At 53.5% G+C, this 23447-nt stretch carries 18 protein-coding genes; 7 read left to right on the top strand and 11 right to left on the bottom strand.

Features of this window, described 5'->3' with window-relative positions; genetic code table 11:
• Positions 1 to 22 precede the first annotated feature (22 nt).
• On the bottom strand, positions 23 to 2863 hold the full coding sequence (polA, locus tag Pla144_RS10070; protein ID WP_231936294.1) for a DNA polymerase I: 2841 nt from the start codon (positions 2861 to 2863) through the stop codon (positions 23 to 25).
• A gap of 462 nt (positions 2864 to 3325) precedes the next feature.
• On the opposite strand from polA, the gene Pla144_RS10065 reads away from it, so the two are divergent.
• Entirely contained in the window at positions 3326 to 4735 is a 1410-nt protein-coding gene (locus tag Pla144_RS10065) for a hypothetical protein (protein WP_146450555.1), read from the top strand.
• Positions 4736 to 4769: 34 nt separating this feature from the next.
• On the opposite strand, the gene bioA is transcribed toward Pla144_RS10065, so the two are convergent.
• From bioA to hisN, 7 genes are all read right to left on the bottom strand, one after another.
• Entirely contained in the window at positions 4770 to 6113 is a 1344-nt protein-coding gene (bioA, locus tag Pla144_RS10060) for an adenosylmethionine--8-amino-7-oxononanoate transaminase (RefSeq protein ID WP_146450554.1), read from the bottom strand.
• A 27-nt stretch (positions 6114 to 6140) separates the two neighbouring features.
• Complete coding sequence (locus Pla144_RS10055; RefSeq protein WP_146450553.1) at positions 6141 to 6932, bottom strand: SAM hydrolase/SAM-dependent halogenase family protein; 792 nt, start codon at positions 6930 to 6932, stop codon at positions 6141 to 6143.
• A gap of 4 nt (positions 6933 to 6936) precedes the next feature.
• Positions 6937 to 8418: an Asp-tRNA(Asn)/Glu-tRNA(Gln) amidotransferase subunit GatB gene (gene gatB, locus Pla144_RS10050; RefSeq protein WP_146450552.1), complete on the bottom strand. Its 1482-nt coding sequence runs from the start codon at positions 8416 to 8418 to the stop codon at positions 6937 to 6939.
• Between the two features lie 31 nt (positions 8419 to 8449).
• On the bottom strand, positions 8450 to 10000 hold the full coding sequence (locus Pla144_RS10045) for an Asp-tRNA(Asn)/Glu-tRNA(Gln) amidotransferase subunit GatA (protein WP_146450551.1): 1551 nt from the start codon (positions 9998 to 10000) through the stop codon (positions 8450 to 8452).
• An 8-nt stretch (positions 10001 to 10008) separates the two neighbouring features.
• A complete protein-coding gene (gatC, locus tag Pla144_RS10040; protein WP_146450550.1) occupies positions 10009 to 10296 on the bottom strand; it encodes an Asp-tRNA(Asn)/Glu-tRNA(Gln) amidotransferase subunit GatC in 288 nt (95 codons plus the stop codon).
• Positions 10297 to 10336: 40 nt separating this feature from the next.
• Positions 10337 to 10612: a 50S ribosomal protein L28 gene (rpmB, locus tag Pla144_RS10035; RefSeq protein ID WP_146450549.1), complete on the bottom strand. Its 276-nt coding sequence runs from the start codon at positions 10610 to 10612 to the stop codon at positions 10337 to 10339.
• Between the two features lie 139 nt (positions 10613 to 10751).
• A complete protein-coding gene (gene hisN / locus Pla144_RS10030) occupies positions 10752 to 11567 on the bottom strand; it encodes a histidinol-phosphatase (protein WP_146450548.1) in 816 nt (271 codons plus the stop codon).
• A gap of 222 nt (positions 11568 to 11789) precedes the next feature.
• Between hisN and Pla144_RS10025 the strand changes: the two genes are divergently transcribed.
• From Pla144_RS10025 to ccsA, 4 genes are all read left to right on the top strand, one after another.
• Positions 11790 to 12134: a hypothetical protein gene (locus Pla144_RS10025; RefSeq protein ID WP_146450547.1), complete on the top strand. Its 345-nt coding sequence runs from the start codon at positions 11790 to 11792 to the stop codon at positions 12132 to 12134.
• 101 nt (positions 12135 to 12235) lie between these two features.
• The gene (locus Pla144_RS10020; RefSeq protein WP_146450546.1) at positions 12236 to 13849 is read left to right on the top strand and encodes a helix-turn-helix domain-containing protein; all 1614 of its coding nucleotides are present in this window, start codon (positions 12236 to 12238) and stop codon (positions 13847 to 13849) included.
• Between the two features lie 138 nt (positions 13850 to 13987).
• Positions 13988 to 15103 (top strand): hypothetical protein, encoded by a 1116-nt coding sequence (locus Pla144_RS10015; RefSeq protein WP_146450545.1) that lies wholly within the window; start codon positions 13988 to 13990, stop codon positions 15101 to 15103.
• 146 nt (positions 15104 to 15249) lie between these two features.
• On the top strand, positions 15250 to 18807 hold the full coding sequence (gene ccsA, locus Pla144_RS10010; protein ID WP_146450544.1) for a cytochrome c biogenesis protein: 3558 nt from the start codon (positions 15250 to 15252) through the stop codon (positions 18805 to 18807).
• 1 nt (position 18808) lies between these two features.
• Here ccsA and Pla144_RS10005 read toward each other — a convergent pair whose 3' ends face one another.
• The gene (locus tag Pla144_RS10005) at positions 18809 to 19219 is read right to left on the bottom strand and encodes a hypothetical protein (RefSeq protein WP_146450543.1); all 411 of its coding nucleotides are present in this window, start codon (positions 19217 to 19219) and stop codon (positions 18809 to 18811) included.
• Positions 19216 to 20826, bottom strand: a complete 1611-nt coding sequence (locus Pla144_RS10000; RefSeq protein WP_146450542.1) for a HEAT repeat domain-containing protein — start codon at positions 20824 to 20826, stop codon at positions 19216 to 19218. The genes Pla144_RS10005 and Pla144_RS10000 overlap by 4 nt, the downstream gene beginning before the upstream one ends.
• Before the next feature lie 252 nt (positions 20827 to 21078).
• Here Pla144_RS10000 and Pla144_RS09995 point away from each other — a divergent pair, with 252 nt between their 5' ends.
• Together Pla144_RS09995 and Pla144_RS09990 are read left to right on the top strand one after the other, a co-directional pair.
• Positions 21079 to 21342, top strand: a complete 264-nt coding sequence (locus tag Pla144_RS09995; RefSeq protein ID WP_146450541.1) for a hypothetical protein — start codon at positions 21079 to 21081, stop codon at positions 21340 to 21342.
• Positions 21343 to 21392: 50 nt separating this feature from the next.
• Positions 21393 to 22205: a TatD family hydrolase gene (locus Pla144_RS09990; protein ID WP_146450540.1), complete on the top strand. Its 813-nt coding sequence runs from the start codon at positions 21393 to 21395 to the stop codon at positions 22203 to 22205.
• An 18-nt stretch (positions 22206 to 22223) separates the two neighbouring features.
• On the opposite strand, the gene Pla144_RS09985 is transcribed toward Pla144_RS09990, so the two are convergent.
• The gene (locus Pla144_RS09985; protein ID WP_197530554.1) at positions 22224 to 23294 is read right to left on the bottom strand and encodes a hypothetical protein; all 1071 of its coding nucleotides are present in this window, start codon (positions 23292 to 23294) and stop codon (positions 22224 to 22226) included.
• Between the last annotated feature and the right edge of the window lie 153 nt (positions 23295 to 23447).

Genomic DNA, 23447 nt, shown 5'->3' with positions numbered 1-23447 from the left:
AACTTTCAAGTTCAAACTTATTTTAACCTTCTTCCCACGATTCGCATTCCGCCCAGTTGTCGCCGAATTTTACATCGACTTGCAGCGGGACCCTTAGTGGCAGCACACCACTCATCTCAGAAACCACCAACCTGGCCAATTCGTTGACCTCGTCAGGAGATACCTCGAATAAGAGTTCGTCGTGTATTTGCAACAGCATCTTGGCTGACAGACTCGATTCGCAGAGTGCCCGCTCTACGCCGATCATCGCCAACTTGATCAAGTCGGCAGCCGAGCCCTGGATGACCGTATTGACAGCGGTGCGTTCTGCGAGGTTGAGTTGCCGTAGGGAACCTGTTTTTTCTTCGCGAAGACCTGCGGGGACGGGTCGCACCCCCTGCACAGATCGACGCCTGCCGAGCAATGTGGAAACATACCCTTGCTCACGACACTTAGAGAGCGTTTGCATCATAAATTGCAAGACACCCGGATACCGAGCGAAGTAGGTTTCGATAAACTGGGCGGCTTCGTCCTGTGATATCCCCAGCCCCTTGGCCAAGCCAAAGGGGCTCTGGCCGTAGATGATGCCGAAGTTGACAGCCTTGGCCCGTCGGCGCATGTCGGAAGTTACCTCGCCAAGAGAGACATTCTCCACCTGGCTCGCGACCAAGGTATGAATGTCTTCGTTGTTGGCGAAGGCTGTACAAAGAGTTTCGTCCTCGGAAAAATGGGCCAGCACACGCAGTTCGATTTGCGAGTAGTCGGCTGCCAGCAACTTCCACCCTGCAGGGCCTGCCTGAAAAGCGGAGCGAATTTCTCGTCCTTCCGCAGTGCGAATGGGGATGTTCTGCAAGTTGGGATTGCTGGAACTGAGCCGTCCCGTAGTGGCAACAACCTGATTGAACGAAGCATGGACTCGCCCAGTTTCTGGGTGAACCATGGCTGGTAAGGCGTCAATGTATGTGTTGAGTAGCTTAGCGTATTGACGATGCTCGACTATTTTCGCCGGCAAGGGATGCAACGATGCCAATTCTTCCAACACACTAGCATCGGTGCTGGCTCCGGTCTTGGTTTTCTTGATGACGGGAAGTCCCAGCTCACGAAACAACAACTCGGCCAACTGTTTGGGCGAGGCGATGTTCAAGGGATGTCCTGCCATCTCTTCGATTTCGACTGTCAGCTTATCCAGTCTTGTACGGTATTCGGCGCTTAATTCGGCCAGCCGCTTGGTATCGAGCGAGATTCCCTCAAATTCCATGTCACCCAAGATCGCAACTAGCGGGACCTCGACCGTGTTATTCAATTCCTCCAATTGCTTTTCTGCCAATCCTTCTGCCATTATCGGCATGAGCCTCAAGGGAATCTCGGCATCCTCGGCAGCGTAAGGGGCTACCGCTTCGACCGAGACCTGGTCCATACGCTTTGCATTTTTCCCCTTGCCAATGAGCGAATCGATCTTGGTGGTTTCGTGCCCAAGTAAGCGAAGAGCAAGTCCGTCCAAGCCATGGCTTCTTTCGCCTGAGTCTAGGAGAAAACTGGCAATCATCGTGTCAAAAGCGATCCCAGTCAGCCGAATGCCGACCTGTCTCAGCACGACGTAATCGTATTTGAGATTCTGCCCAATCTTGGCAATCTCGGGGTTCTCCAAGATTGGTCGCAATAAGTCAGCGACCCTTTGGGGATCGAGCGCAGGTTGCCCAACCGGGGCGCGTACGGGGACGTAATAGCCTTCTTCTGGCTCAAATGCGAGCGCATATCCAACGACTTGGGCTAGACGGGGATTAATATCGGTCGTTTCCGTATCAACTGAAATCAGCGGTTGTTGACTCAATTCCGTAACGAGCGCAGTCAACTTTTCCTCGGAGTCCACAAGGTGATAGGTCGCGGTTGAAGGATTCGGCTGCGTCTGTGGCGGTGCAGAACCCGATCTATCGAGTGCCGCTACCCGCTCGCCCATCGTGCGAAATCCGTACAGGCGAAACAACTCATTGAGCTGCTCGTAATTGACTTTGCGATGTCTGGCCGCATGCCAATCGAACACGACTGGCACCTGTGTCTCCAGACGTGCCAATTGTTGCGACATGAGGGCATCAGCGCGATGATTGATCAGATTTTGCTGGCGTTTGACACCGGCGACCTCACTGGCGTGGTCCAGCACGTTTTCAAGCGTTTCATATTTAGATAATAATTCTTGCGCGATCTTGGGGCCGATGAGCGGGACCCCCGGTACATTGTCCACCTTATCTCCCACAAGGGCTTGAAAATCGACAACCTGATTGGGAAGGATGCCCCAATCAGCCTGGAGCGACTGAGCGTCATAAACTTGACCCTTGCGGATGTTGAACAATGATACTCGCTCGGTTATCAACTGACGGCAGTCTTTGTCGCCGGTCACTATGAGACAGTTTGCGCCCATTTCGTGACATTGCCGCGAGAGAGTTGCCAACACGTCGTCGGCTTCATACCCAGGGCTACTCACGACCGGGATTCCCAGCGCGTCGAGTACCGCAGTGATCTTGGGAATCTGTGGGATGAGATCAGCGGGCATCTCGCCACGGTCGGCTTTGTAGTCGGAATAGAGCTTGTGCCTGTAGGTAGGTCCGGGTAAATCGAAAGCGCAGATGATCGCATCCGGTTTGCGAGTTTCCAGCAACTGCAAAATGTCTCGTACGAAGCCAAACACAGCCGAGACCGGTTCCCCGTGGGGACTGGTCATCTCAGGAATCGCATGGAAAACCTGAAAGATAAGAGAATGAGCATCGATCGCACATATGCTCCACCCCGTGAGATCATTGGATTTCGCCGAGGTATCAATCTCTAGACTCTCACTCCCTGGGTCTACCTCCATCCCAGGCAAGGTTGTTTGTCGTGAGGGAGTGGGCATGGTTTATTGAGCCAATCTGAGGGAATCTAAGACCACGCAATCGCCCAAATGTCCTGCCTGGGCCGATTATCGGATGCAATTGATGAGGGCCAGTATCGCTTACGAGCGCTCCTCTACCAAGGTCTCGGCAGTGAGAAAGGCAGCCAACTATTTGGCAGAATCGCTATTGCCCAAACCTCCTATTCGCCAATTCTTGACATGACGTAATCCCACAATTAACATCGACTTAGAGCGATTCCTATTGTTCGTGACCACGAAAGTTAGGGTGAGCTTTTCCTTGACTGACTTTTAAGATCTTCGTCCCGGGCAAACAAGCGCAATGAAGAATTCGCACTTACGTTGATTAGCTTCGTACAATAGTTGGTAGCGTCGCCAGAACCGTAATGCTCACAGCAGTATTCACTATCCTGCGGCCTTAACTAGTGAGTCAGCCACAAGCAATCAAGAAAACAGAGAAAAACTATGGCTTCTCGAGACAACCAAACTTTGCAAGGCGTAGTAATTGGCCTTGTGTTGCTATTGATTCTTTTGATCGTGGGCCTGCTGCTCATTAACAATGAACGCAAGAAGCAAGAAGCCCGCGCGGATACGGCCGTCCAAGATGCACAAAGTCAGAGGCAAGCCGCCGGCAGCGCTCAGTCCGAGGCAAACCGCTTCAAGGAAATGATGGGGTTCAAAGAGGAAGATACCCAAGATACCGTGCAGAAGTCTTTCGAAGAGGACATGACGAAGTACGGTAGCACCTTTGATGAAAGCGTGAGGTACTACAGTCCCTTGCTGCAAAACTTGCAGCAAGAAAATCATAAACTAGCGCAGAGCGAAGCGACGGCGAAATCCAATGTCAAGGACCTCGATGAGCAATTGAAGGCCCTCAAAGCAGAAAAAGACAAACAGTTTGCCGAGTACGATCAGAAATACAAACAACTGCAGGAAGATGCCGCCGGCGAACGAACTAAGTTCGAAAAGCAACGCCAAGACTTAATTGCCGAGCAGAATAAGCTCTCGGAACAACTGGCCCAGCAGCGTCAGGAAGTGGACAAGGCCCGTAGTGACCTTTCCTCAGCAGGAAAGAAGCAGGCCGATCAACTCGCCAAGTTGGATCGTGATATCACATTGCTAAGGAGCAACCAGCTTGATCCCGATCCATTTGCTCAACCAGCTGATGGATTGGTACGGTGGGTGAATCAGAAAGATCAGAAAGTATGGATCAACCTTGGAGAGGAAGATCATTTGCGACCTCAAGTGACTTTCATGGTTTACAGCGGGGATGAGAGCGATGCCCTCAAGGCCGATTCGAAAGGGAGTATTGAAGTTACAAAGATTCTCAGCCCCCACATGGCTGAGGCTCGTGTTACCAGCGATATTCCTACCCGGCCCTTGATGGAAGGGGATAAAATCTACAGCCAGGTTTGGAATCGCGGCCGACAGGTTGGTTTTGCGATTGCAGGCACAGTCGATATTAACGGCGACGGCAAGAGTGACATTGAAGAACTAAAGCGAATCATCGCGCTCAATAATGGCAAAGTCGATGCTCTTCCTGGTAAGGGAGGAGAAGTGGACGGTGAGATGACTGTAGATACCCGTTATTTGATCTTGGGCACGTTTCCAGAGAGTACAATGAAAGAGTCAGTTGACCAGCAACAAGCCTGGGCCAAGATGACCAAGAGCGCTGACCGACTCGGCATAGAGACGATCTCGCTCGATGAGTTTCTTAATCTGATGGGCTGGAAGGTAGAATTGCGGACAGTGGCATTAGGCAACTCTGCTCGAGCGGAGGATTTCCCCTTTGAAGCCAAGGGAGATTATGCGCCCCCGAGGAATCAGTACAGCCCTGGTACTTTCCGTCCGCGTAAACCCCAGCCGACATACTGATAGCTGCTCTCATCTCCAAAGCAGAATTCGGTTGCTATTGTTGTTGCTGTGTCACCACCTCGATACTCTCGTGGAGAACTTCGCCGAGAAAGGCCATTTCCTCTGCTGAGATGCACAACGGTGGCATGATCACGAGCGTGTCACCTAGAGGGCGCAGCCAGACTTTTCGCTTCAAGGCATCGCGACAGACTTTTTGACCGATTCGAAGATCAACAGGATAGATTGCCGTTTTGGAGCCTCCTGGCGCGAGATCCACAGCTGCAATCAGGCCCTTTTGTCTGACCTCTGAAACATGTGGCAAAGAATCCATCCCATGAAGAATTCCGCAGAGCTGATCGATCAGCAGTTGCAACCGTGATTGGACATCTTCGCTGGTCAGCAGCTCCAGCGATGCAAACGCTGCGGCCGCTGCCAAGGGATTTCCTGCAAAGGTATGGCCATGCCGAAAGGCCCGCCCGCTGGCGTGAGAGCCGAGAAACGCTTCGTAGACTTCGGTAGTCGCCATCGTTGCTGACAGTGGGAGGTAGCCTCCGGTAAGGCTCTTGCCCAGGCACAACAGATCGGGCACCACGTCCTCTCCCTCGCAGGCGAACATTCTTCCTGTTCTTCCGCAGCCCGTCACGATTTCATCGGCAATCAAGAGGACATTGTATTTGCTGGTTAGTTCACGCACCCCATGAAGATAGCCTGCCGGGTGAAACACCATTCCCGCAGCCGCCTGAATACAAGGCTCAATCACCAGTGCAGCAATCTCTTCATGGTGCTTGGCGAGCAAGGATTCGAGCTGACCGAGGAAAAGCTGTGGGCCAGCATCCGTCTCGAGCGTTCTAGAATCAGGTACTGGCAAGCGATGCACATTGAACAGGAGCGGCTGGAAGATGGCATTGTAGCGGTCGATTCCGCCGACACTGGCGCTACCTAGGGTGTCGCCATGGTACGCCTCGCCGAGGGCTATATAGCTGGTCTTTTGTGGCTGTGGCTCCTCGCATTGCCTCCAGTATTGGAAGGCGATTTTCAAGGCAGCTTCGACAGCGGATGAACCATCGCTGCCAAACATCACGTGGTTGAGGTCACCCGGAGCCAACTCGGCGAGTCGCCGGGTAAGTTCAATTGCCGGAGTGGTCGCCATGCCAAGGGAAGTGGCATGGCCTAGTTTCTTGAGTTGCGCCCCGATGGCCTCATCGATCACCGGATTGCAATGACCATGGAGATTACACCACATGCTGCTAATTCCATCCAGGTAGCGGTTACCATGGATATCATAGAGCCAGACCCCAGACGCTGAATCGATGATGAGCGGTTCATACTCAGCCATCTGGGTAAAGGCGTGCCAATAGTGGTCGCGATCCCACTGGGCGAGCATTTCAGGAGTGTGCATGGGACAATCGAGGCAGAATGGAAAGACTTACCAGGAAACTTCAACAGGGGCACCGACACCAACTCCCAGCATGATCTTGGCGCTATCGTCTACGATGGCTATTTCAAGCTGGTCGTTCGATCCGATGAGCGCGATGAGTGTCATAGGCGGTTGATCGCCGTAGGTCTGAAATATGCTGCGGGTCTCGTGGTCGTCGCAACGGATTGCGACCGTTTCATCGGTGGGAACGTCAGCAAGCATCTCGCGCGTGATGTTGGTGACAAGATTCCCAAAGGAATCCACTGCCACCACTTCTCCCTGGATTCGATTTGCCATTCTCTTTGCTCCACGCCACTCCAATTTCACAAGTTCCGCCTGCCGTGGACCCAGTTTTTCAGGTTCAAGTCCCAGGCTCAAATGGGCTGCGACAGGTGCCATGATGTCGCGGCCATGAAAGGTCGGAGCCACCGGAGTGCGGAAATACTTTGGTTCACTGACTCGAATCATCTTAGTGGGCTGGTGCCGATCCGCCAACCGATCCAGCAAGCCATTATTGGGGCAAACATAACGCTGGTCGGCAATTTCGGCGTAGACAATGGCTCTCGAGGTCCCCACACCGGGGTCCACAACTGCCACATGGATGGTGTCTGGTGGGTAAAAGGAAGTCGTATCAGCAAGAACCTGAGCAGCGAGACGGATTTTCTGGGGAGGGATCGCGTGTGTGATATCGACCAACTGAACCTGAGAGTTGATCGAGAGAATCACCCCCTTCATCGCCGCCACATAGGGGCTACTCGCGCCAAAGTCAGTGGTGAGAGTGATGATAGGGTAGTTACTCATGAGTTTACTCTGAGGAACTTGACTCCATAGCCAACTCTAGGCATATCTCACGAAACCTGCCCGGATCGACGTTGGGATTGAGCTTTTTGGCTTGTCCGATCAGGGCACCAATCGCTTGGACTTTGCCACTCTGCACGTCGGCAACCACACGAGGATTCTTGTCAAGTAACTCTCGGCAGAGCTCGACTAGCGCCGACTCGTCGACCTGTTCGATTCCCAGTTCTTGTATCGCCTGCTGCGCGGTGCTGCCTGTGGAGAGCATCAGCTCAAAGGCCTCTTTTGCACGCGGCTTTGGCAGTTTGCCATCGTTGACTGCCGATATCATTCCCGCCAAGTTCGCGGCGGATACCCCGATCGCATTTATTTCTTGTTCCCCATCTTTGAGCAGCCTCAATATATCCTGGGTTACCCATTTACAAGCACTCTTGGCATCACCACTCTCGCGGGCAACCTGCTCGAAATAGTTGGTCACTCCCTGACCTTGGTTGACAATCACACTCGCGTCGTAGGCTGAGAGACCATATTCTTGAACGAACCGGTTCCGTAGGTCAGCAGGCAACTCACCAAGAGACTTACGTGCTTCGGCCACCTGATCGTCGGTTACTAGCACGGGGACCAAATCGGGATCAGGGAAGTAGCGATAATCACTCGATTCTTCTTTGCTCCGTTGTCCACGAGTTACCCCTGCTGAATCGTCCCAGCCGCGGGTCTGCTTGGGGGCCTCGCCGATTTTCTGACCCGTCTCTTGCCACACCCGGAACTGTCGCGGGGCTTCGTAGTCGAGCGCACGTTCAACAGCCCGAAAGCTGTTCATGTTTTTAATCTCGACGATCGGGGTGGCAATTTTCCCTTCCGGCGTATCAATGTGCAAATTGATATTGGCATCCACCCGCAGACTCCCTTCCTGCATGTTGCAGTCCGAGACGCCGATATGTGTCAGGAGCAGCTTTAGCTCTTGCAGATAGGCCTTGGCTTCAGCAGAACTGCTCAGATCGGGTTCAGAGACTATCTCCAGCAGAGGAGTTCCCGTGCGATTAAGGTCGATCTCGCTGTCAGCCTTGCCGGCAGCTTCGTCATGGATACTCTTACCGGCGTCCTCTTCCAGATGAGCCCGCGTAATTCGGACACGCTTGGGTTCAAAAGAGCCTTTTTCATCACTGATTTCCAGCCATCCCGCCGACGACATCGGCAAATCGTATTGGCTTATCTGGTAGGCCTTGGGCAAATCAGGGTAGTAATATTGTTTGCGATCCCATTTCGTGAATTTGGGTATCACACAATTGAGTGCCACAGCTGTTTTCAAACTGAGATCAAAAGCTGTCCGGTTCATCACTGGCAGCGACCCCGGTAGCCCAAGGCAAACAGAGCACGTTTGAGTATTCGGTTCCGCCCCAAATTGCGTACTACATCGGCAGAACAACTTGCTCTTGGTGGCAAGCTGCACATGAACTTCCAGACCGATGACTGTGGTGTAGAGCTGTGACATAACTGGGTGGTCTGCGAATCGCGCGAATGGATTAGATCTCGGGTCTACGTTGATGCCAGTCGGTAGCTTGTTCGTACATATGGGCGCCACGAAGTAAGCGTTCTTCCTCCAGAGGAGGCGCCAATAACTGCAAACCGATCGGCAAGCCTGATTTGTCGAATCCACAGGGTAGGCTGATCCCGGGGATGCCTGCTAGATTGGCGCTGACCGTGTATAGGTCGACAAGATACATTGAGAGCGGATCGTCGACCATTTCACCGATTTTGAAGGCAGTTTGAGCGGTAACGGGGCCGGCGATCAGGTCCACTTCACGGAATGCCTCGTCAAAATCCTGACGAATCAAGCGTCGGACTTTCAATGCCTTCAAGTAATACGCATCGTAATACCCGGCACTCAGGGCGTAAGTTCCGAGCATGATGCGGCGTTTCACTTCCGCACCGAAACCTTCGCTGCGAGACTTTCTGTACATGCGGACCAACGAGGAATCCAATCGTGAGAGGCCGACCTCATCCTTGGCGGCCTCCAATGCCTTGCGTTCCGCAGCGAGCTCTTCCAGCATCTCTGCCTCGTCAGTGCGGTGGCCATAATGAACGCCATCGTAGCGGGCCAGATTGCTGGATGCCTCACAAGGAGCTATTACATAGTAGGTTGCCACAGCGTGTTTGCTATGAGGCAATGAGATTTCCTTAACGGTTGCTCCAAGGGATTCATAGACCGCAACCGCGTCGCGGACGGCCGACGCGACTTCTGAGTCGAGCCCTTCGGCAAAATGTTCACGCACTAGTCCGATTCGCACCCCGGCAAGTGGCTCGGCAACGGACTGGGAGTAGGCAGGGACTGGCCGGTCGAGCGAAGTGGCATCCCGCAAATCGTGGCCTGCGATTGTTTCCAGTAGTAGTGCTGCATCTTGGGAAGTACGCGCAAGCGGGCCTACTTGATCGAGGCTACTGGCAAACGCCACCAGCCCAAAGCGACTAACCCGGCCATAGGTTGGCTTGAGTCCCACCACACCACAGAGACCTGCTGGTTGACGAATCGAACCTCCCGTGTCAGTGCCGATCGACAGCGGAGCCATGTCTGCTGCCACACAGGCTGCCGCCCCACCGCTCGATCCTCCAGGAGCTCGCTCCAAGTCCCAAGGATTACGTGTGATCTGAAACGCAGAGTTCTCGGTCGATCCTCCCATGGCAAACTCGTCCATGTTTGTGCGGCCAATCAAAATGGCATCAGCTGCTTTGAGCTTGGCAACAACAGTGGAATCATAGGGAGCGCGGAAATTTTCTAGCATTCGCGAGGCGCAGGTTGTGATCGTGTCCTGGTCGCAGAGCACATCCTTCACAGCTACGGGAAGTCCAGCTAATTTGCCAAGTGGTTTATTTGACTGCCGCCGCTTATCGACGGATGCTGCCTGAGCAAGTGCTCTGTCCTTCTCCACACGCAGAAAGGCCCCCACGTTCGCATCTCGTGACGCAATCGAATCGAGATAAGCCTGAGTGAGTTCGACCGAAAAGAGATCACCTCGCATGAGTAGCTCAAGCTGCGCGGTAGCCGAGGACTCGATAAGTGAAGAATGCGAGGACATATCGTCAACTATCCAAGCACGGGAGGTACTAGGAACGCTCGGTCGTTATGACGTGGTGCATTGGCGAGCGCTTTGTCGCGGGGCAAGCTAGGCATGACTTCGTCAGAGACAAAGACGTTGTGCACCTCGACCGCGTGGGCCATCGGCTCAATCCCCTCTGTGGGAACCTCACTCAGATGATCGACATACTCCACGATTTGAGCCAATTCTCCTGTGAGCCGATCCAACTCGGAGTCGCTAAATTGCAATCGCGCTAAGAGCGAGACTTTTTCAACGTCGCTGCGAGTGATCGCCATCCCACTTCTCGCCGGTCCAGCTAACTTCTAGATCGCTGGTCTAAGAGACAACCGGTTGTTCGGGAACTTTGAACGGTGCCTGACGCACAATCTTGGTAATCGATCCGGAGCGGATGCACTGGGTGCAAGCCAGGATCGACTTGTGTGTGCCATTGGGAGTGCTGATCCGCACTTTTTGGAGATTCGGCTTGAATTGACGGCGAGTAATGCCGGTGATTTTTGTACCCACCCCGCCGAGATACTTCCGCTTACCGCGGATCGTGACGGAGTTGCCGATTTGGGGTCCCTTGCCGCAAACTTCACATTGTCGGGCCATTGTTCTGGTCCTTCGCGTACTTGATTACAGTGGTTGAACTGATTTTTGGATAAACCGCTCAGTATAGCGATCCCAGCAGGCTACGCAACCGCTGATGGAGGCAGAAGTTAGGGCAGATCGTGATGCAGCAGGTTGAGTCTCACGACGGATTACCCCTTTTCTTGACCACATTGAGTACCGCCTCTGCCAAGGCAGAATTGGTGGCGATGGCCTCGCCGTTGTGGACGCTGGGCTTTCCTTGCCAATCAAAGAATTTCCCGCCCGCCTCTTGGATAATGGGCTGTAGTGCGGCGGCATCCCAGAGATTCATTACCGCGTCGATCATGATTTCCGCCCGGCCAGTGGCGACGAGCAGATAGCCAAATGCATCACCCCATGTACGGGTGACTCGACAGCTGGCGGCCAAAGCATCGAAAACAGCACTCCCTTCTGGGGTGCGATCCTCGGCGAAAGAACGTACTGAGGTGGTTAGAAAGACGGCTTCATCTAAAGATGCCACTTGAGAAACCCGACATCGCTCGGGCGATCCACCAGAAACCACCTGCCAGCATCCGTTTCCCTTCGCGGCATAAACCATCTCGTCAACCGCTGGGGCGTAAATCACTCCCGCCAGAGGCTCATTGTTGTGCATCACTGCCACCAGAGTCGTGTAGAGAGGGACGCCACAGATGAACGCTTTAGTGCCATCAATGGGATCAAGGATCCATTGATAACCACTGGTACCTTCAGTTTCGCCGAATTCCTCGCCAAGGATTGCATCCGCAGGAAATTGAGAAGAAATTTGGCTGCGGAGAAGTTTTTCTGCCCCTTGATCGGCCAGAGTTACCGGGGATCCGTCCCGTTTTCGCTCAACCGCCAGATTGGGGCTGCGGAAGTGCTCCAAAGTGGTTTGCCCAGCCAGGCGGGCAATTTCGACGGCAAACTCCAGGCGTTTTGTAGTGTTTTCCGGGTCCATGGAACCCAAGGTACCAGACACCCCTGGGAACGCAATCGGGGCGTTTGGCCCTGCAGTTCTAGCGATTATTCGGTTTAAGTAATTCTCGGTTTGAGTAAAATCAAGCACCGCAATAGGATAAGGCGAAATTTCCTTGAACCTGGGAATGCTGCTTTTAGAATGAATAGTAGGAGTTGCTGCCCAAACCGAACCCTATGAGGGGTTCATAGAACAGGAGGCTGAATGATGTGGCAAAGGATTGGCGTAGGGTTTTCGACGCTTGGATTTGGGTGGCTGGTAGTGGCAATGCTGTGGAATTGGCAGCCTGTCAATGCGGCTTCACTGCAGCCAACCGGGTTGGCTGGCGCAGGACTTATCACGCATGTGCAGGATGTTGACGGACGACCCTTGAGGGTCATCGTGATCGATCCCGCTGCGAGGGTGATGGGAGTTTACGATATCAGCCGGGATACGGGAGAAATCCAACTGAAGAGCATCCGTGATCTGAGTGCAGATTTGCAGATGCTGGAATTCAACAGTGGTGCCCCTTCACCGGCAGATATAAAGAACTCGATAAAGAGAAAATGAATTTAGGAAAAACCTATTACTAATTAGCTCGCTCGCTCACACGGAGGACACGGCGCCGAGCCTGAGGCAATCCAAGTTCGCTTGGAAACCACGAGGTGTCGATGGAACAGAAGTTTTATAGTTTTGACGATGCGATTGAGAAGCTGGGAATCTCAGCGGACAAACTCAACGAACTCCGCGAGAGCGGGATGTTGCGTGCTTATCGCGACGGATCGAGTTGGAAGTTCCGTGGCGACGAAATCGAGGGCATGGTTGAAGAAGGTGTCCCGGACGTTCCTCCTCCCAGTGATATTGGACTTATCGATCCCGATGAACTCGTTGCTGCAGAACCACTAGAAGATTTGGATCTGGACGACGAACTCGGCTTGGCCGACGAAGTAGAGCAGGCGTCTTCGCCTGAACCCGATGAATCGGCAGTTGATCTCCGTTTGGCGGACACCGATGCCCTCTCCGCGGGAAGCGAACTCGAATTGGTGGAACAAGAAGACACAGTGACTGCCGAGACCAGTGACGTTGATCTTGAAGCTCTTGATCGCTCGAGTGATGCCTCAGATTCGATCTTACTCAGTGAAGAAGAGTTAGGCGAATCGGTTAGCGAATCCTTGAGTACGATTATCGGTCGCAAGGAACTAGAGGATGCCGATCTGGAACTTGAGTTGGCAGACGACGTGACCGACGAGGAAGACACGAAGCTTTCCTCGAGTGATGCTTCCGATATCCACTCGTCAAAGATTTCTGGATCAGGAGTTCTCGATGATGATGATGATCTTTCCAGTGCCAAGCGAAAATTCGAAGACCTTGAGGAATTGGAAATCGATCTGGCTGCCGAATCGAGCCTTGCGCTCAGCGCCGATGATTTGGAGACTGGTGAGGAGAAGTCGAAGAAGTCTTTGGTTTCCAATAAGGGCGATAGCGATCTAAGACTCGACGATGAAGAGCAAGAAGACGATGCAAATATGGGCTCGACCGACGTGCCTCTAGAAGAACTCTCTGGTGTAACGCTTCAAAGTGATGAAGGGTCGGGTTCAGAGCTTGATCTGGCTGTAGACGATGACCTGATTCTGGCGGAATCGGGTGGCAGCGATTTAACACTCGACAGTGGCGATAGCGGGATCAATCTGATTTCGCCCTCTGATAGCGGCCTAGCTCTCGACGATATTCCTCTCGACGTAGGGGGATCTGCAATACTTAGTTCGCTTTCGCTGGAAGGATCAGACCCCGAGATCTCACTACTCGGAGGAGGATCGAGCCTTTCCAGTCTCTCTGGTGACTCCAGCGCAGAACTCCAGACCGACGATGATTTCCAATTAACTCCTTTGAGTGAAGGGGGGCTCGACGACGGCGACAGCAGCTCGCAGGTAATCGCCTTGGACGCAGATTTGGGTGGATTTGAAGAGGAGGTTGGTGCTGGGGTTTTGGAGGGAGACGCCTTCACTGCCGACGAAGACGAAGGGGTTGTGCTCTCTGAAGATTTCGGAGATTCCCCAGTTGGTGAATTAGGCATGGGAACTTATGCCGGCGCTGCAGCGATGCCAGCTGCTGAGGGGCAATACACCCTCGGAAATATCCTGTTGCTTTTCGCCCCCGCGATTTTACTCGTACTGGCCGGCATAATGATGTTAGATATGGTTCGCAACATCTGGAGTTGGGATGAGAATTATAGTCTCAATAGTTCGATGCTTGATGCCTTGTTGGGGATGTTCGGTTTGCAATAAAGGATCTCGCGACGTAGGCCTTACTTGAGGATAGGCAGCATTCCAGCCCTGGATGGGCGCGTTCTTGCATGAGGCGGCTGAATACGTCAAGCTGGCAGGTGTTCTGTCCTGCCATTATCCTTCTTGCGAGCTCTCCCCATGCATGTTTGTTTCGCCCGTATCCCGCCGCAAGTTCTGCCCTTGGTTTTCTTGTTGCTGCTTTGCAGTGCCTGCCAGCCTGGCGAGGACATTCGAACCTACACCACCGAGCGGACGTCAGCACCGAAGCCTCCTTTTAACACCGAGGAAATGGCTGGACAGCTTGACCACACCTTGGCGGCGATGCTCCCAGCGGGAGAAACGGTTTGGTTTTTCAAATTAGCAGGGCCGGCAGAAGCGGTATCACGTCATCGAGACGAGTTCACACGGTTTGTGTCGAGTGTCCAAAAGGGGGAATCGAGTGACAGGCCACTTTCCTGGGAACTGCTAAACGACTGGACGGAAAAGGGGCCTTCGGAGATGCGGCTAGCCACGATCGCGATTCCCGACGAGAAGGGAGAAATGGAGATTGCAATTTCCTCGCTGCCCCTTTCAGGGCAATGGGATGACTTTGTCGCCCTGAATGTCAACCGCTGGCTGGGGCAACTGAGTCAGGGCGAGTTAGCCAAGCCAACGATTCTTAAGCAAACGTCCAAGGTCGATACAGCTGCCGGCCCGGCAACTGTTATCGAATTAGCGGGCATTCTCAAGAAATCCCCTGCGATGAATCCTCACGCCGACATGGCAAGTGGTGCGTCGCAATCTTCACCTCCGCGACCCCCTGTGGGGAACCCTGCACCTACCGGCGACGCTGGGTTAAGCTTCAAGAGTCCCGATGGTTGGCAGCCAGGCCAGACCTCATCGATGCGTAAAGCGGCGTTCAATATTGGCGGCGGAGAAAAGCGAGCAGAGGTGACCGTTATCGCCCTTCCCTCTGCTGCAGGTCCGCAAATCACCGATGTGCAGGCTAATGTTGATCGTTGGGCCGGCCAAGTGGGCTTGCCTTCAGGGACGAATCTCGAAGAATTCGTAGAGAAGATTGATATCGATGGCAACTCGGGAAGTTTTGTTCGCCTGGAAAGCCCCGCCGAGACCAGTCCGCATGTTGCCATGTTGGTAGCCATGGTGGAACAAGGTGAAAAAATTTGGTTTTTCAAAATGATTGGGGAATCCGAGCTGGTAGACGAGCAAAGGGAGCCATTCCGCGATTTTCTCGGTTCGGTTCGCTTTGAGTAGCATAGTTCATCTAAGCCGCGGGGTAGCCATCTTGGCTGCCATGATCACAGGCTGGAAGCCTGCGCCACGTCGCGGTATGCTGAATGTTCCTCCCACCTCCCTCCTTGGCCTATTTCCTTAGGCCTTAATTCACTGACATATCTGCTGTGGCTACAACCGAAATCCAAGACTATCAAGATACGGTTCGCGAGCGAGCCAGTTCCACACGTGCGCACAGCCAAACAAATCTATTATCCGACTTGATTGCCGGATTCGCATCTTTGCGATTGACCGTGGTGCTCTTTGCATTGAGCATTTTTCTTGTGCTGGCGGGCACCTTGGCTCAGGTGGATCACGACATCTGGTTTGTAGTCCACAGCTATTTCCGCACTTTGATTGCCTGGATCGAAGTAAAGATTTTCTTCCCTCGAGATTGGGACATTAGCGGCGTCTTCCCTTTCCCAGGAGGATGGACGTTGGGTGCCCTTCTGACAGCTAACCTGTTGGCAGCCCATCTAAGCCGATTCAAAGTTAGTGGCAGTGGCAACCAACTTAGAGTCGGGATCGGACTCATTCTCGCAGGTGTTTTGCTAACCTATGCGGTAGTGCAGAGCGGGTTAGGGGATACTGTCCGCAGTGAGCTCTCTCCTCAATTTTGCAACGGCCTGTGGCACGCCCTCCGGGCTGCTTTGGGGGGCGGCACTCTGTTGTTCGCCTATCGGTTGGCATTAGGTTTTCAAGATCGCGCCAAGAAGGGGTCGTCTTGGCTATGGTGGCTCGGTGCAGCAACATGTTCGGTGTTCGTTGCTCTGACTCTTTGGTTGTTCACACATCCGGAAGCTCAGCTCGATCCCTCGGGACTGCGAATTCTGTGGCAGCTCATCAAAGGGGCGACTGCTGGAATCGTGCTCCTGGCAGGTTGTCGACTCGTGTTTGGCCAACGGGCGGGCATCGTCCTCTTACACGGAGGGATAGGCTTGTTGATGTTTAGCGAGCTGCATACTGGCCTCTCGGCCGAAGAGGCCCGCATGCAAATTGCTGAGGGCCAGACAGTCAACTATGCCGAGGACATCCGCAATGCGGAGCTGGCTATAGTGGATAAATCAGACGCCATCAAGGACAGAGTGACAGTGGTCCCCATCGGGATTCTTCGCGAAGCCGCCGAGTCGGGCGAAGTGATTGAAGACCCTGCCATTCCCTTCGCTATTCGTGTGGTCGAGTTTTTGCCCAATGCAGTGACACGCCTAGCCCAGCCGGGAGAGACCTCTCGAGCGACTGAGGGTTGGGGCACTCTTCGCATGGCCGAGGAACGTCCTCAGAGTACCGGGGCCTCCACTGAGCAAGCGGTGGACTTGCCTGCTGCCTATCTAGAAATTCTCACGAAAGAGGACCATCAGCCACTGGGGACATACCTTACTTGGGCTTTACCCTCTTCAGCAGCCATGACCGAAAGTTTCGAAGTCGACGGCAAGCCTTACGAGATGCAATTGCAGTTTAAACGACTGGTAAAACCCTATTCCGTTGAACTGCTGGATTTCCGCTTCGATCGGTACGTGGGTACCGAGACGCCTAAGAATTTTTCGTCGGAGGTACGACTAACCGACCCAGATAACAAGGTGGATCGCCAGGCTAAAATCTGGATGAACAATCCCTTACGCTATGGTGGGGACACGCTCTACCAGGCCGATTGGGACAAGGAAACGGAACGTGGAACCGTGTTGCAAGTCGTATCCAATACGGGGTGGATGATCCCGTATGTCTCCTGCATGTTGGTCGCAGCTGGCATGCTTTACCATTTTGGCCTCACATTCACCCGATTTGCCAATCGCAAGGCCAGCTCTACGGTGATGGCTGCGCGTCAAACTCCCCTCGAATTGCTCTCGGATTGGCGTTCACCGCAGGTATGGGTCCCTGCCCTGGTTTTAATTGTTTTTGTGGGTTGGGTCGCCGGGCGGGCACGGCCGCATGATCTTCCCCCAACGGAAATGCAGATTCACGAATTCGGCAATTTGCCGTTGGCATACGAGGGACGTATTCAGCCATTTGACACACTAGCCCGAAACGTGCTGACCGTACTTTCCGGTAAGGGGGAAGTGGATAGTTCTCCAAAGGTGCCAGCCATTCGCTGGCTCTTGGACGTAATCGCCGGCACTCGCGCTGCCCAGGACTATCCAGTGATTCGCATAGAGAATCTCGATGTATTGCAAACACTGGAACTCGAGCCTCGCGATGGTTTCCGCTACAGCATCGGTGAACTTTCAGAGCGAAACCAAGAAACGATGAAACAATGGCAGCTTGCTTCTGGTGTTCCCGAGGGAGAACGTACCTTAGCTCAGGAAAAATTCTTGGACTTAGCAAGAAAGATCATTCTCTACCGGACAATCCAGAATTCTTTTTACGCCCCGTCCGTGCGAACCGATTCTCGAGAAAATCTGATGGCGGATCTTTCGGAGCTTGGCAAAGAGATCCAAGCTTTGGACCCCAAGAGCCCCCGAGCAATTCCGCCCATCACCCCGGAAGAACCTTGGCAGATCATGCTCGCTGCAGAAGCGAATTACATCGTCGATAGTCTCAGCGGAAAGCCCTTGAATGACGCAACTCCTGCACTACGCGCTATTCTCCAGTCGTATCGCTCCAACGATCTGGAAAAATTCAATTCGTCAGTCGCCACTTATCAGGAACTGATAGCCGAGCGGGCCGCTGCCGATGCAGAGTTTGCGGCCAAACTGAATGGCGATCCCGATGCTCTTTCGCGTAAGACGGCCGAACAACTTGATTTGAATCGCATTGACTACGAAGCCTACATCAACCAATTTAACCCTTTTGTGCTGGCGATGGCCTTGTATTTAGTGTGCTTTGTGCTGTCGGCATGTTCCTGGTTGGGGTGGACGGCCATACTTAACCGAACCGCAAATTGGCTCCTCTGGTTTACTTTCCTGCTGCATACCTATGCTCTAGTGGCACGGATTTACATCTCAGGCAGACCCCCGGTGACGAATCTTTATTCCTCGGCGGTCTTTATCGGCTGGGCGGCTGTCTTGTTTGCTTTGGTCTACGAGCATGTCTACCGTCGCGGACTTGGCAATCTGCTGGCGGCAGTTGTAGGTTTTCCCACCTTGTTCATTGCTTACAACTTGGCCGGTGACGGCGATACGTTTATGGTGTTGCAGGCAGTACTAGACACCCAGTTCTGGCTCGCGACGCATGTGGTGTGTATTACGCTCGGTTACTCGACGACGATCCTTGCCGGGATGATGGGGCTAGTCTACATCGTGATGGCATTGGTCCTTGATCGTTTAGATGCTGAGAATCGCAAGCAACTCATCCGCATGATGTATGGCACGATCTGTTTTGCGATCTTTTTCAGCTTCGTGGGGACCGTCCTGGGGGGCCTGTGGGCTGACGATTCATGGGGACGCTTCTGGGGCTGGGATCCCAAAGAGAACGGGGCCCTTATCATTGTGCTCTGGAACGCACTGGTTCTGCACGCCCGTTGGGGAGGGATGCTAACGCACCGGGGACTGGCCATCCTGGCCGTGTTTGGGAACGTTGTGACGGCCTGGTCCTGGTTCGGAGTAAATCTGATGGGAGTGGGCCTGCACTCGTATGGATTCACCGAGGGACGCCTCAAGTGGCTGGTGGTCTTCGTTGCCAGCCAGCTGGCGGTGATGCTTTTGGGGGCGTTCTGGAATACGACGGGGGACGCCAAGCCGCAAGCGACCTGAGTTAGAACAAGCGCTGGCGGAGTTCGGCGATTCTGGCAGCTTCATCCTGAAGGTGCTCGGGGAGTTGTTCGGGGGAAAACACTCTCGGCCTGACAAACACCTCGGAGGGCTGGGCCAGGTGAAAAGCCTCTGCCAGTTGGCCAAGTAACTTTTGTGCGCTACGGTCCAAATCATGGGCTAGGCACAATTCGCGAAACAACTTTTGCGAATCGGTGCAAGGTCGGCCTAGATCGTTACGTCTTCGGTAGGTGACGAAAGCTGCCGTGATCCCTCCGAGAACCAACAGTGCTACGATGTACGGCACGAGATCACTAAATTCCAGTGGCCGCCCTGACCTGCGAAATCCATCTCCGAGTCGTTCCCATCGCGAGAATTGAGCGAGAAGAAAGTTTGAAGTGAGGGCATCCATCATTGCTGCACCTCCGCGAATCCCGTCGAATTGGTCGGTTCGTAGCTAGCGAATACGGTCAAACTACTCCTGGCTGCATTTTGCACAGCTGCACTACGATCGTGAGCAGCTGATTCCAACGCCGCCTGCACCTCCGGTACCGGCCAGTATCTGAGAGCCTCTGCCGCTGCGGTGCGTACAATGTGGTCGTTATCTGTTAGTAGTGCGATCAAGTTGTCTACCACAAATGGCACTACCTCTAGTAGCAAAGCAATTTCGATGGCACGAAGTCTTCGTTTGACTCCCGGCGAGGTGAACTCTTCCTTTAACATCGGAAGATACTCTTCATCGACTCGTTGTACGAGATTTCCAGTTGTCTGACGAGCCTCTTCGCTGAGTCCGTCGTATGTCTTGACGAAGTTCTCAAACGAGAACTCAGCTAATGCCTCTCGGGCTGAACAGCGTACTTCCTCATGCTTGCTATCTAGTAAGTCCGATAACAGGGGCATCGTACCCGGAATATGCCGGTCGCGTAGCTGTCTCGTAGCCGCAGCCTGGACCTGAGGTGCGGTGTCGTAGACGGCTTGAAGTATCAGGTGGTTGGCATGGTCGCCGGAAAACTCGGCCAGTGCATCGCAGGCGGTTGCTCTCCCCGCAGGCTCGCCATTGATTACGAGTTCTTCAATGGCATCAAGCTTGGTGTCAGAGGATACCCCGGATGCGCTCAGCAACTGAACGGCCCGTAGCTGGTCTTGCTCCTCAAAACCCGAGAGCCGATGTGTCGGGGCGTTAAGCCACGAAAATGACCGCAACCGCTTGAGATTGCGAGAGAATGCTGCTGTTCTCTCTTGGTCAAACAATCCAAGCAACTGGCAGATAAACTCGCGATCCGTGCGATGGGAAATAATGCTCAAGATGGTGGCGGGTGCTTTCTCACTCTGGAGCAGATCTGCCAGTAAGTTATGGATCGTTGGGTAGTCACTCGATGCAAGCACTTGGCATATCCCCTTGAAGCAAGGATGGTGGGGATCATCCAAGATCGTAAGCAGAAGATAGTCGTCCGGTCCACAGATCAAACAGAACGCATCCAGTATCTCTGTTCTCTTGTGATAACGAAAACGGTCCAGACTCCGCTTGAGGCCATCGAGAACGCTCTTGCGAAAAACCTGAGGATCGCCATTGTTGTTTCCGATGGCGGGGCTCTGCAGAAGATCGCTTAGATTTGCTGTCAGACGCTGAACAAGCGCCGCGGCATCTGCGGCATGGGGGCTCGAAGTGTGTTCGGCAAGCGTTAGCAGGTTCGGAACGAGATCATATTCGGCCATGAGTTCAATGATTTGACAGGCGTTGCCAAACAGTACCGAGTCGTCTGTCAACAAGGCATCGCGTAGTGCACCGGAAATTCTCCCGCGCGCTTCGATGACAAACTCTCTCTCTTCTTCGTCGAAATCATGCCAGCGTTTGATGACAGCTGAATGTGTTTCCTTGCTACGACGAGCGAGAATCGTCTTGAGGGCTCCCAGATACAGTGGCCCGCTTTTCTGTTCGAAGCCGGCGAGTAGCACTTCATTGGCCGACTCGTTGCGACTGTTGGCCAGCACATCAAACGTCAATTCGATTGGAGTTTTCATAGTGTTGCAACACCGGTAGCCGTGGCTTCCAGCTAAGTTTATTGAGTATTTTCTCTCTCAAAAGGTAGGTTGTGCTTTGCCCCGAAGAGAAGTTGTGGCGGAAAATAGCCCATTCAAACCAACCTGGCTAGAGAGAAGGGTTGCCAGGGCACTCTGAGCCGTCAGAATTGATACAATACATGTAATGTAGCCACGTGCAGGCCACTGTTGTGGTGCGAGAGCAATCTTGAAATATTGGGAGATCCGGCGGAAATGTCTCAGAAGTTCACTGCCCAGGCCATACTTGAGAGAGAGTACCTCCCAGTGCGGGCAAAGATTATTGAAATCGCCTCCGCGCTCGATCGAATTGACCGCGCCACAGGTGGCCCACCTGACGACCCTCGTGGAAAGCAGATCCAGACGGCCTTGGAATTGTTGCTAGAGAATGGGCCCGATCGTGCGGAGCGGGTCCAGTTGCTTTTTAGCCGCCATTACGACGAAACCTGGCCGGCAACACTGCAAATGCCCAATCGCTGATTCCGTTCTAACTCTGCAATCACAGTAAATCATTCCTGGCGAGAAACAGCGTGTATTACATCGATCCCCACATCCACATGGTTTCGCGAACCACTGACGACTATGAAACGCTTGCCAAAATGGGTTGCGTTGGACTGAGCGAGCCGGCCTTCTGGGCGGGATATGACCGCGGCAGCGTCGATGGTTTTCGCGATTACTTTCGCCAGCTCACAGACTTTGAATCACGTCGTGCAGCCATATATGGTATTCAGCACTTCACCTGGCTCTGTATCAATGCCAAGGAGGCGGAAAACGTCGAACTCTCGCGAGATGTGATCGCTATGATCCCGGAGTTTCTCAATGCCAAGGGTGTCTTGGGCATTGGTGAAATCGGACTCAACAAGAATACCCGTAACGAAGCCATTGTGTTCCTGGAGCACATTGACCTGGCCATGAAGACCAACGAGCAGATTTTGATCCACACACCTCACTTGGAAGACAAGTATCAAGGGACACGGATGATTCTCGATATGCTCATCAGCGACAATCGGATCGAACGTCATCGGGTTCTGGTTGATCATGTGGAAGAACACACGATACGCCCCGTGTTGGAGGCCGGCTTTTGGGCCGGGATGACGCTTTATCCTGTGAGCAAATGCACACCGGCCCGCGCGGCCGACATGGTCGAGATGTATGGCCCCGAGCGGTTGATGGTGAATTCCGCCGGGGACTGGGGTCCCTCCAAGCCGACCGCCGTCCCCGACTTTATTCTGGAAATGCGCCGCCGTGGGCATGGCGAGGAGTTGATTCGACGCATCGTCTACGACAACCCGCTCACCTTTTTTGGCCAGAGCCGCAACTTCGACTTCCAAGCACCTTGTTAAGCTGCTTTGACCATCTGCCTAGCGGCTTGATGGATTCCTTGAGCGGTTGGCAGTCTGCTCCTTCATTTTGGCGCGGCGTTCGGCGTTGCGTGTATCTCGCTCAATTCGTCGCTCCACGAAGTTCTCTATCCGTGACGAATTCACGACGTATAAGGCGGGGTCATCGATCACAAAGGGCGTAGACCAAGTCTTGCCGTCGCTACGATTGCACACATTGAAGAAAAAAGTGCGGAACTGTTGGGCGGAGAAGCCATAAGGGAACTGTGAAGTGATGTAGTCGGCTTGGGTGAGATCTTCTACACCTGGCTTGGCATAGTAGTGAACCATGCCATCAGGCGTGACAGACAATCCCATCGTCCACCAGCCAAACTTTTCCACAGGAATCTCTGTACAACGAACGTCGTTGCCCCGGGTATCTCCCCGGTAGGTCAGGAAAGCGGAGTCTTCTTTCGCTCCTTTGCTACCTTTACTGCGAAAATGTATCCATAGACCGGGCCAATAAGGTTCGGCTTCGGTAACGGTTCTCGAGCCAAAGAACCCTGCCTTCTTGGTGGACGTTGTAGTGGTTTGTGTACTCACGCGGAATCCGAAATGAGGCCCCGTGCGATTCTCCCATTCATCCACTGGTGGGAGGTAAACACGGGCAACTGCGCTGGGAATCTCGCCCACTGGCACCCTGCCGATTCGGGCTAGGCTGTTCGAAACGAAATCGTCTTGCTCAGTTTCATAGGTATTGTATCCGGGAATTCCAGAATTCAGAGTACGTAATAAGAGCGAATAGTTGCTCCCTTTTAGGCCACCGGCCGGTGTCGGCACGACTTGCATGTGATCTGGCTGCCCTCGTTCGGGGCCTTCAACCCATAAGCCATTTGTCGAGTATCCGGTTGGCGAACGCAGCTGCTGGTCTTGCTCGCGAGAGCTTTTCGGGAATTTATGGACAAAGCTCCACTCGGTGTCTTCAAAATTATCGCTGACATAATCGATGCGAGTTCCCGTGCCTGGCACAACGGGCCTGGCAGCGAGAGCGGAAGAACAGGTTAGAAGGACACAACTGAGTGTGAACAGCGAGCGAACGAATGTGAATTTCATGGCAGGGTCCCGGCGAGGGTCAAGAAGGGTCTAAACGGAGCGCTCTGCAGGAGCACTCTTCAAGACATATCGGTCGGAGCCAAGCGAACATTCGGTTCAAGCCGCACAGCAGCAATAGCTTGTCTAGACCGCCCCGTTTAGCGAGGCATTGCT

Origin of the sequence: Bythopirellula polymerisocia, assembly GCF_007860015.1 — a bacterium.
GTDB classification, from domain to species: domain Bacteria; phylum Planctomycetota; class Planctomycetia; order Pirellulales; family Lacipirellulaceae; genus Bythopirellula; species Bythopirellula polymerisocia.
Note: the sequence above shows the minus strand (reverse complement) of the source record. Positions and strands in the feature narration are given on the sequence as shown.